This is a genomic window from Vulcanococcus sp. (assembly GCF_044369115.1).
Taxonomy (GTDB): Bacteria; Cyanobacteriota; Cyanobacteriia; order PCC-6307; family Cyanobiaceae; genus Vulcanococcus.
Genome location: NZ_JBIPMN010000201.1, coordinates 1 through 4058, shown reverse-complemented (window position 1 = coordinate 4058; position 4058 = coordinate 1). Strand labels below are relative to the sequence as shown.

Below are 4058 nucleotides of genomic sequence, written 5' to 3'. Positions count from 1 at the left end.
AGCTGCCCAACCAATTAGAGGTGGGTCAAGTTCTGGTGGAATTGAAAGTGAGTGGGATATGCGGCTCCCAGCTTGGCGAAATCGATGGGGTGAAGGGCCCAGACCGCTTCCTCCCACACCTGATGGGTCACGAAGGCTTCGCCGTCGTGCTGGAGGTAGGCCCCGGTGTGAAGAACGTGAAACCGGGCGACAGCGTCGTCCTGCACTGGCGACCCGGTGCCGGCATCCAGGCGGATCCCCCCAAGTACCTATGGCGCGGCCAACCTCTTAATGCCGGTTGGGTGACCACCTTCAACCGCCACGCGGTGGTGAGTGAGAACCGTTGTACAAAGGTGCCAACAGGAACCGATCCGGAAGCGGCGGCCCTGTTTGGCTGTGCCATAACAACCGGATTCGGTGTTGTCGAAAACAATGCTCGGCTGCGGATGGGCGAATCGGTGGTGGTGTTCGGGGCCGGAGGCATCGGCCTAAACATCATCCAGGCAGCGGCACTTATATCGGCCTCACCGATCATCGCAGTGGATCTGCACGACAGCCGGCTGAAGCTGGCCCAGCGACTGGGGGCCACCCACACCATCAACAGCGCGAAAGGTGACGCCGCAGAGCTGATCAAGCAGGCATTGGCCGATCAGCCGCTGGATGTGTTCATCGACAACACCGGCGTGCCCGCCGTGATCGAGATGGGTTACCAGCTCAGCCAGCGCGAGGGGCGGGTGATCCTGGTTGGGGTACCGCGGCTGGGGCAGAACCTCAGCGTCTACTCACTGCCGCTTCATTTCGGAAAGGTGCTGAGCGGCTCCCAGGGTGGGGAATGCCAGCCTGATCGCGACATTCCCCGGTATCTACGACTGCTTGAGCGGGGCAGCCTGCAGCTGGATCGTATCGTGAGCGCCAAATTTCCACTCGAAGAGATCAATGCAGCCATCAGCGCCATGCGAGATGGAGCCACAGCAGGCCGAGTGATGATCAAGCTGTGACAGAACTGATCTCACTACAACAGGGAGCAGAACGGAAAGGCTGCGTGCTGGCCTACGGGCACTTCAGCACCATCCACCCTGGCCACATTCGCTATCTGCGTCATGCCCGCGAGCTGGGTCCTGATCTCGTGGTGGCCCTTGTGGGTGATGGCCCATCCGATCAGCCAAGCCCCTATCCCTTCCGCCAAGAGGAGCGGGCTGAGGCCCTGATTCTACTTGGACTTGTTGATGCAATCCTCCTCCTGCAATCCGATGAGCTCGAGGAAGCCATTCGCCGCCTCACGCCCTCGACGTTGGTAGTCGGGACCGAACTGGAGGGTTCGGAGCGAATGAAAGAGCCTCTAATGCTGCTGAAGACCCAAGGCGGCAGCGTGCAGTTCCATGCAGGTGAAGTCACCTACGCCAACACCGACCTGCTCAACAGCTCGGAGCGGGATCTGAGGCAGCGCCGCCGTGACCAATTCAAGGAAGCCTGCCGCCGCCAGGGGCTCAGGCGTCGCGACCTTCTCGCTTCGATGGAGACATGGCGTGATACACGCCTGATTGTTTTAGGCGACACGATCGTGGATCAATACGCAGCTTGTGAGGCCATCGGCATGAGTGCAGAGGCGCCGGTGGTGGTGGTGCGCGAGCTGGCACGGCGCAACTTCATCGGTGCTGCGGCCGTTGTGGCTGCCCACGTGCGGGCTCTGGGAGCTCGTTGCGATCTTGTGTCGGTCGTTGGCAACGACAGCACTGCCGATCTGGTTCAGCAGGAACTCAAAGCCCAGGACATCGGCGATGGCCTCGTTCGTGATCCATCGCGACCGACCACGTTCAAGAAACGCTATGTGGTGGAGAACCAGAAACTATTCCGCGTCAGCCGCCTTGAGCAGCACGACATTGACCATGCAATCGAAGAGCAAGTGATTGCACAGCTTGAAAGCCTCGCAGCTCACTGCCAAGGAATTGTGGTGTCTGACTTCGTCTACGGAGTGGTGACCCCGCGAGTGCTGGAGTCAGTGCAGCAATTAGCCGAGCGCCATGGCCTGATGCTCTTCGGAGACCTCCAGTGCAGCAGCCAGGTGGGGTCGATCACCCGTTTCCAGAATTTCTCACTGCTCTGCCCGAATGAGCGGGAACTACGCCTGGCTCTGCAGGACAAGGACACTGGCCTCGAGAGGCTTAGCCAGAAGCTGCTGGAACAAAGCCGCTGCGAACGACTGGTGGTGAAGCTGGCTGCAGAGGGTTTCATCGTCTACGACCGCTTCGCGGATGGCAAGATCGTGAACCAGCCCTTCCCAGCCCTAAGCGTGAATCCCCTCGATGTGGCTGGAGCCGGTGATTCCGTGCTTGCAGTGATGGCAACGGGTTTAGCCAGCGGCCAGCCGATGATGCCCACTGCCGCCATAGCCTGCTTAATGGCGTCGCTAGCCGTAGAAACCATGGGCAACACACCGATCCCTAGCGAGGCGCTGCGCAACGGCCTTCAGGAGGTTCTGCCCTGATGACATCAGAGAAGGTTCTGGTCATCGGGAGCAACAGCTTCAGCGGCTCACACTTCGTCGCTGAGGCGCTGCGCGCTGGCCACCAGGTGTGGGGGATGAGCAGGTCGCCTGAGCCTGAGGAGATATTTCTGCCATACCGCTGGCCGGACACAACTACGGGTCAGCTTCTAGCCACGGCAGACAATTTCGAGTTCCAAGCCATTGACCTCAATCGCCATTTGAATGACTTGATCACTCTCATCGATCGCGTGCAGCCCAGCCTGGTCGTGAACTTCGCTGCCCAGGGCATGGTGGCCGAGAGCTGGCTCAATCCCACTCACTGGTACCAAACCAATGTGGTGTCCCAGGTTGCGTTGCATGATGCCCTACGACAGAAGAAGTTCATCAGGAAATACGTACACGTCACGACCCCAGAGGTGTACGGAAGCACCGATGGTGGCTGGATCCAAGAACACAATCACTTCGCTCCCAGCACGCCCTACGCGGTGAGCCGTGCTGCTTGCGACCTACACCTCCTGAGCTTCCAGAAGTCCTACGACTTTCCAGTGGTTTTTACCAGAGCGGCTAACGTCTACGGACCAGGTCAACAACTCTACCGCATTATCCCTAGGGCCATGCTCAGCGCGCGCACAGGCAAGCCCATGCAGTTGCACGGAGGCGGCCATTCCGAGCGCTCCTTTATCCACATCCAGGATGTGGTTCGGGCCACTCTGCAGTTGGCACTTGAAGCAAAACCAGGAAGCACCTGGCATTTATCGACCCGCGAGGCGATCAGCATCCGAACTCTGGTTGAGAGAATCTGTGAGCAATGCGGCATCAAATTCGACTCGGTGGTTGAAGACAGTGGCGAACGCCTTGGCAAAGATCAGAGCTACCTGCTCGACAGCACCGCGATGCGTGAGAATTTTGGCTGGAGCGATAAGGTGAACCTCACCGATGGGCTGGCCGACACGCTGAGCTGGGTTGATACCAACCTAGAACAACTGAAAACCCTTCCCTGGACCTATCAGCACAAGGCATGAAAATACTCGTCACCGGCGGCTGCGGCTACAAAGGCTCCGTGCTGGTTCCGCTTCTTTTGGACGATGGCCATGAGGTGGTCAGCGTCGACACCCAATGGTTTGGCAACCATCTGCCAGAACACCCAAAGCTCACTAATCTCAAACTCGATATCCGCGATACGGATGTAATACCCCTCACGGGCGTACAAGCAGTGATCCACTTGGCGAACATTGCCAATGATCCAGCCGTTGAGCTCAACCCCACACTTAGCTGGGAGGTGAATGTGCTCGCCGGCCAGCAACTTGCTGATCGAGCGGTGCGAGCCGGAGTGAAGCAGTTCATCTTCGCCAGCTCCGGAAGCGTCTATGGGGTGAAGGACGAGCCCAAGGTGACTGAAGAGCTCACTTTGGTGCCGATCTCGGTCTATAACAAAACCAAGATGGTGGCCGAACGCGTGTTCCTCTCGTACGCCGACCGAATGCAGGTGCACTGCATTCGCCCGGCGACCGTATGCGGGCTTTCACCGAGGATGCGCCTAGATGTGAGCGTGAACATGCTCAGTTATCAGGCCCTCAAGAATGGCCGAATCACC

The 4058-nt window shown here is 58.8% G+C and carries 4 protein-coding genes; all 4 read left to right on the top strand.

Annotated elements, in window-relative coordinates:
* Window positions 1-977 (top strand): zinc-binding dehydrogenase (locus ACIQ2E_RS12975; RefSeq protein WP_398331283.1); only part of this gene is annotated, 977 nt, incomplete at its 5' end.
* Complete coding sequence (locus ACIQ2E_RS12970) at window positions 974-2464, top strand: PfkB family carbohydrate kinase (protein WP_398331280.1); 1491 nt, start codon at window positions 974-976, stop codon at window positions 2462-2464. The genes ACIQ2E_RS12975 and ACIQ2E_RS12970, both read left to right, overlap by 4 nt.
* Entirely contained in the window at window positions 2464-3486 is a 1023-nt protein-coding gene (locus ACIQ2E_RS12965) for an NAD-dependent epimerase/dehydratase family protein (RefSeq protein ID WP_398331277.1), read from the top strand. The genes ACIQ2E_RS12970 and ACIQ2E_RS12965 overlap by 1 nt, the downstream gene beginning before the upstream one ends.
* Window positions 3483-4058, top strand: a 576-nt coding sequence (locus tag ACIQ2E_RS12960; RefSeq protein WP_398331274.1) for an NAD-dependent epimerase/dehydratase family protein, incomplete at its 3' end; no start/stop codon positions are given. The genes ACIQ2E_RS12965 and ACIQ2E_RS12960, both read left to right, overlap by 4 nt.

Bases quoted from the DNA above. Each gene is read 5' to 3' on its own strand.
- ACIQ2E_RS12965 (WP_398331277.1), top strand. From the start codon at position 2,464: ATGACATCAGAGAAGGTTCTGGTCATCGGGAGCAACAGCTTCAGCGGC.